4 protein-coding genes are annotated in these 6028 nt (G+C 73.9%); 3 read left to right on the top strand and 1 reads right to left on the bottom strand.

Annotated features, from left to right (window positions below; all coding sequences use genetic code 11):
* The first annotated feature begins 157 nt into the window (after window positions 1–157).
* Window positions 158–2296, top strand: a complete 2139-nt coding sequence (gene mdoH / locus MFF54_RS07105) for a glucans biosynthesis glucosyltransferase MdoH (RefSeq protein ID WP_238301922.1) — start codon at window positions 158–160, stop codon at window positions 2294–2296.
* Between the two features lie 78 nt (window positions 2297–2374).
* Here the strand turns inward: mdoH and MFF54_RS07100 are convergent, their stop codons facing one another.
* A complete protein-coding gene (locus MFF54_RS07100) occupies window positions 2375–4216 on the bottom strand; it encodes an AsmA family protein (RefSeq protein ID WP_238301916.1) in 1842 nt (613 codons plus the stop codon).
* Between the two features lie 306 nt (window positions 4217–4522).
* Between MFF54_RS07100 and MFF54_RS07095 the strand changes: the two genes are divergently transcribed.
* On the top strand, window positions 4523–5260 hold the full coding sequence (locus MFF54_RS07095) for a CoA transferase subunit A (protein ID WP_238301915.1): 738 nt from the start codon (window positions 4523–4525) through the stop codon (window positions 5258–5260).
* Between the two features lie 104 nt (window positions 5261–5364).
* On the top strand, window positions 5365–6024 hold the full coding sequence (locus tag MFF54_RS07090; protein WP_238301914.1) for a 3-oxoacid CoA-transferase subunit B: 660 nt from the start codon (window positions 5365–5367) through the stop codon (window positions 6022–6024).
* Window positions 6025–6028: the final 4 nt, after the last annotated feature.

Genomic DNA, 6028 nt, shown 5'->3' with positions numbered 1-6028 from the left:
CCGCCCCGCCCCGCCCCGCTGCGGGCATGACCGTGCATTTGCCGGACACAATCGCCTAAACAGGGCACCGAAACGGGGCGCTCGCGCGTTCCTGGCGCACGACCCCTGAGGAAGCCGGCCCACCTTGCGTATCGTTGACACCGCCCTCCCCGCCCCGATGACGGCCGGGGCCGCGCCGGACCAGCCCCCCGCGATGCCGCCGGAAGCCCCGCTCGCCATGCCGGTGCAGGATCTGGCGCGCTTCGATGCCGGCACGGTCCGCCGCCCCGTAGGGCGGCACGCCGCGCCCTGGGGCGCCCGGATCCTGGTCTTCGGCGGGGCGCTGGCGCTCACCGCCTATGGCGGCTGGCAGATGTACGAGACGGTCGCGGTGTCGGGCTCCCCGACGATCCTGCAGCTCGTCCTCGTGGCGCTCTTCCTCCTCACCTTCTCGTGGATTGCGCTCGCCTTCACCAGCGCGGTGCTGGGCTTCGGGGTGCTGCTGCGCAAACCCGCCCCGCCCCCGACCCCGACGGCGCTCACCGGCCGCACCGCTGTCCTGATGCCGGTCTACAACGAGGCCACGGCCCGCACCTTCGCGGGGCTGGAGGCGATGCACGAATCCGTCGCGGCCACGGGGCTCGGCGCACACTTCGACTGGTTCGTCCTCTCGGACTCGACGCAAGCGGACGCCTGGATCGCCGAGGAGCGCGCCTTCCTGGACCTGCGCGACCGGCTCGGGCCCGGCGCGCGGCTCTACTACCGGCACCGGCCGAAGAACCACCACCGCAAGGCCGGCAACATCGCCGACTTCGTCACCCGCTGGGGCGCGGCCTACGACCACATGCTGGTGCTCGACGCCGACAGCCTGCTCACAGGCGACTGCGTGGTGCGCCTCGCCGCCGCCATGGAGGCGGATCCGGATGCCGGCATCGTCCAGTCGCTGCCGCTGATCATCAACCGCAACACCCTGTTCGCCCGGCTCCAGCAATTCGCCGCCCGCATCTACGGGCCGGTGATCGCGGTCGGGCTCTCCGCCTGGTCGGGCCGCGACGGCAATTACTGGGGCCACAACGCCATCATCCGCACCCGGGCCTTCGCCGAGGCCTGCGGCCTGCCGGACCTGCCCGGGCGCCCGCCCTTCGGTGGCCACGTGCTGAGCCACGACTTCGTCGAGGCGGCGCTGATCCGGCGCGCCGGCTGGGCCGTCACCATGCTGCCGACGCTGCCGGGCTCCTACGAGGAGAGCCCGCCCTCGCTGATCGACGTGGCGGTGCGCGACCGGCGCTGGGCGCAGGGCAACCTGCAGCACAGCCGCATCATCGGCGCGGCGGGGCTCCACTTCGCCTCGCGCCAGCACTTCGCGACCGGCATCGCCGGCTACCTCGCCTCGCCGCTCTGGCTCTGCCAGCTCCTCGTCGGCATCGCGCTGGTGCTGCAGACGGCCTACGCCCGGCCCGAATACTTCCCGCAAGGGTTGGCGCTCTACCCCGTCTTCCCGCGCTTCGACCCGGTGCGCGCGCTGCAGCTCTTCGGGCTGACGATGGGCGTGCTGCTGGCGCCCAAGATCCTCGGGCTGGTCCTCGCCCTGCGGGAGCCTGAGCTGCGCCGGGCCTGCGGCGGCGCGGGCCGGCTCGCCGCCTCCTGCGCCCTCGAGATCCTGCTCTCGGCCCTGATCGCGCCCGTGGCGATGCTGATCCAGTCGGGCTCGGTCGCCGGCATCCTGCTCGGGCGCGATACCGGCTGGAACCCGCAGCGGCGCGACGACGGCTCGATCCCGCTCCGCGACATCGTCCGGCGCCACCGCTGGCACACCCTGCTGGGGCTGGTGGCGGGCGTGGCGGCCTTCGCCATCGCCACGTCGCTCTTCCTCTGGATGTCGCCGACGATCCTCGGCCTCGTGCTGGCGATCCCGATCTCCTGGGCGAGCGGGCAGCTCGCCTACGGCCTCGCCCTGAAGCACCGCGGCCTCCTGGTGACGCCGGAGGAGCGCGACCCGCCCGCCGTGGCGCTGCGGGCCGCGGAACTCACCGCCCGCAACGCGCAAGCCGGCCTCGACGAGGCCGACGCGCTCGCCGCCCTGCACGCCGAGCCGGTGCTGGCCGAGGCCCATCTGCGGATGCTGCCGCCGCCCGAGCCGCGCCCGCGCGGCCGGATCGAGGCTGACCGCGTGCTGGCCGAGGCGAAGCTCGGCGAGGCCCAGAGCCTCGCCGAGGCCGCGTCCTGGCTCGGTCCGAAGGAGCGCATGGCGCTGCTGCACGATCCGGCGCTTGTCGCCGGGCTCGCGCGCCTGCCGCGGGAGCCCGGCGCGGCCTGAGGACGGGGCGGCGCCGTCTCAGGGCGCTGCCCCGAGAACCCGCCCAAGGGCTGCGCGCCCTTGGGGATCCGGCGGATCTCAGGGCGCGTAGGCGCGGGCCCGGGCCGGCAGCAGGGCGGGGCTGCGCAGGGACTCGGTCGATTTGGGCTCGGCGGCCAGGGCGCTCGCCGGCAGGTCGGGCTCGTCGCCCCGCAGCGCGCGCACCGCGACGTCGTCCCAGGGGCCGGCGAGGTCGAAGAGCGGGCCGGGCCGGGCCACGGCCGCGCGCGGGCTCAGCTCGGCGCGCGCCCGCAGGGTGCGGTCGGCCAGCGAGAACCCGCCGCGCAGCGACGCGCTCAGCGACGGGGCCTGGAGCGCGCCCTCGGCGAACTCGCCGGCCCCGTCCGCGAAGCGCACCGAGAGGCTCGCCCGCTCGAAGGGCGTGCGGCCGTTGCGGCGGGCGAGGGCCCCGGCGGCGACGCCGCCGTTGCGCTGGATCACGTCGGCGAGGTCGAGCCCGACGAGGGTTCCGCGATCGACCGAGACGGCGGCCCGGCCGCTCAGCCGCGCCACCAGCGCGGCGAGGTCGCGGCCGCGGCTCTCCAGAGCGAGATGGCCCTGCCCCGAGCCCTGGACCCAGCGCGCGGCGCCGAGATCGGCGAGCAGCGCGCCGAGATCGGCTTGGTCGAGGGCGCCCTGCACCTTCAGCTCCGTCTCGGCCGGGTCCGCCTCGGTCGGCGCCAGCGCGACCCGACCTTTCAGCGTGCCGCCCTGCAGGCCGGCCCGGTTCAGGGCGAGCTCCACCGCGCCGTCGCGCACCAGCACGCTCGCCGCGACGTCCTCCAGGGCGACCGGCCCGAGCCGGGCCGCGGCGGCCGAGAGCCGGAGGTCGAGGTCGCCCCCGGTATAGGGCGCCAGCGCGACCGCGGCGCCCGCCCCCCCGTCGCTCTCCAGCGCCGCGGTGAGGGGGGCGACCAGGGGGCCGAGATCCAGGCTCTCGGCGGCGAGCGTCGCCTGCACGGCGATGCGCGCCTGTGCAAAGTTCGCCGCGCCCGCGCCGTCGAGCCCGTTCTGGCCGAGGCTGACGCGCAGCCGCGGCAGCATCACCGCCGGTCCCTCGGTCTCGAAGCGCCCCTCCAGCGCGAAGTTCTGGACGAGCGGCAGCAGCGCCGCGTCGTGGCCGAAGGCGGCGAGCAGGCGGGGCAGGGCGCGCGTCTCCAGCCGGCCCTCCCCGGCGAGCCGTAGCCCGTCCGCGAACCGGGCCTGCCCGTCCGCCGAGAGGGTGCCCGAGGGAGAGCTGGTGCCCCAGACGAGGCGGGCGGAGAACGGCGAGAGGTCGCCCGCCGCGAGCGCGGCCGGATGCAGGTCCGTGAGCCCGAGCCGGACGGCCTCGCCCTTCCAGGTGAAGCGCGCCTGGGCCTCCGCGGCGGCGCGCCAGGCCGGCCAGGCGATGTCGAGATCGAGGTCCCGCAGGACGACACGGCCGTCGAGGGTGGCACGGTGCAGGACGATCCGGTGCGGATGCCCGCCCCAACCGCCGCGGCTCCGCTCGGCGAGGCGCCGCAGGGGGCCGGCCCAGCGGGCGTCGTCCGCGCTCCCGGGCAGGTGCAGGCGGGCATCGTCGAGGCTGAGGCTGCCGATGCCGAGCCTGCCGCCGAGCAGGGCGAAGGGATCGAGCACGAGCGAGAGGCGGCCGCCCTCGGCGAGCGGCTGGCCGGCCGTCTCGCTGAGGCGCACGCCACGCAGGTCGAGGCGCGGCAGGGGCAGGAGGCGGACGGTCGCAGGCCCCTGCGCGGCGAGGCCGAGCCCGTAGGCGTCGAGATCCGCCGAGACCAGGCGCAGCGCCGTGTCCGTCCCGATGCTCCAGGGCATCGCGCCCGCAGTGCAGCCGAGGGCGAGCGCGGCGGCCGCGAGGGCGGGGATCAGGCGGTGCGGCGACATCGCGCTCCGGGCTCGCAGGATCGGCCGGATCGGCCGGGATGCGGTGCCCGTTTCAGGCCGCCCCCAGCCGTCACGGTTCGCCCGCTCGTGTCGATGGCCATAGACCCTTCGGTGCGCTTTGTCTGCCGGGCCGTCGCGGCGAAGCGTTGACAGAGCCTTGTCCGATCCGTGGCGGCGGCATGGTCCTTGTAAGTCCGGCGGAGCTAGGCGGGCCGCGCCGGGCTGGACCCGCCGTCCGGAATCGGGGACAGCATGGAAGCATCAGGCGCCCGCCTCGCGGCGGCCGCGCCGCGGGAGGGTGTTCGAATGAAGAAGGTCTACGCGGATCCGGTGAGCGCGCTGGCGGGTCTCCTGCGCGACGACATGACGATCATGTGCGGCGGCTTCGGCCTGTGCGGCATCCCCGACGAGCTGATCGAGGCGGTGCGCGCCTCCGGGGTGAAGGGCCTGACGGTCGTCTCCAACAATGCCGGCATCGACGGCGTCGGCCTCGGCAAGCTCCTGGAGACCCGGCAGGTCGCCAAGATGATCTCCTCCTATGTCGGCGAGAACAAGGAGTTCGCCCGGCAGTACCTCGCCGGCGAGCTGGAGATCGAGTTCAACCCGCAGGGGACGCTGGCCGAGCGCATCCGCGCGGGCGGGGCGGGCATCCCGGCCTTCTTCACCAAGACCGGCGTCGGCACCAAGGTCGCCGAGGGCAAGGAGGTGCGGGAGTTCGACGGCGAATCCTACGTGATGGAGCGCGGCCTGTTCGCGGATCTCGCGCTGGTGCACGCCTACAAGGGCGACACCGAGGGCAACCTCGCCTACCGGCTGACCGCGCGCAACTTCAACCCGATGATGGCGACCGCCGCCAAGGTCACGGTCGCGCAGGTCGAGCACCTCGTCGAGCCCGGCCAGATCGACGCCGAGAACATCCACACGCCCGGCATCTTCGTGAAGCGCATCGTGCACGTGCCGGTGCGCGAGAAGCGCATCGAGCAGCGCACCACCCGCAAGCGCGCCGAGGCCGCCCCCGCGGCCGCTGGCGGCGGCGCCGTCTGATCCCGAACAACCCGGCCGCGAGCCGAGAAGCGCGACCGCGCACCGTCCCTGCGGCGGGCGGCGCGGTCGCGAAGAGAACGCGCCACACAGGAGTAGAGACAGCGATGGCTTGGACCCGCGAGCAGATGGCGGCGCGCGCCGCGCGTGAGCTGGAGGACGGCTTCTACGTGAACCTCGGCATCGGCATCCCGACGCTGGTGTCGAACTACATTCCCGACGGCATGTCGGTGCAGCTGCAATCCGAGAACGGCATGCTCGGCATGGGCCCCTTCCCGTACGAGGGCGAGGAGGACCCGGACCTGATCAACGCCGGCAAGCAGACCATCACGGCGCTGCCGACCACGAGCTACTTCTCGTCGGCCGATTCCTTCGGGATGATCCGCGGCGGGCACATCAACCTGTCGATCCTCGGCGCCATGCAGGTCGCCGAGAACGGGGATCTCGCCAACTGGATGATCCCCGGCAAGATGGTGAAGGGCATGGGCGGGGCCATGGACCTCGTGGCGGGCGTGAAGCGCGTCGTGGTGGTGATGGAGCACGTCGCCAAGAACAAGGACGGTTCGGAGAGCCCGAAGCTCCTCAAGGCCTGCGACCTGCCGCTCACCGGCACGCATGTGGTCGACATGGTGATCACCGATCTCGGCGTGTTCACCATCGACAAGAAGGGGGACGGCGGCATGCGGCTCATCGAACTCGCCGACGGCGTCACCGAGGACGAGGTGAAGGCCAAGACCGAGGCCAGCTACACGGTGGCTTTGGGCTGATAAC

This window comes from Methylobacterium gregans (genome assembly GCF_022179245.1).
Lineage (GTDB): Bacteria > Pseudomonadota > Alphaproteobacteria > Rhizobiales > Beijerinckiaceae > Methylobacterium > Methylobacterium gregans.
This window is presented reverse-complemented; position numbering and strand designations above follow the sequence as displayed.

Coding starts and splice junctions, on each gene's coding strand:
- MFF54_RS07100 (WP_238301916.1), bottom strand. CDS start 4,216: ATGTCGCCGCACCGCCTGATCCCCGCCCTCGCGGCCGCCGCGCTCGCC.
- MFF54_RS07095 (WP_238301915.1), top strand. CDS start 4,523: ATGAAGAAGGTCTACGCGGATCCGGTGAGCGCGCTGGCGGGTCTCCTG.
- MFF54_RS07090 (WP_238301914.1), top strand. CDS start 5,365: ATGGCTTGGACCCGCGAGCAGATGGCGGCGCGCGCCGCGCGTGAGCTG.
- mdoH (WP_238301922.1), top strand. CDS start 158: ATGACGGCCGGGGCCGCGCCGGACCAGCCCCCCGCGATGCCGCCGGAA.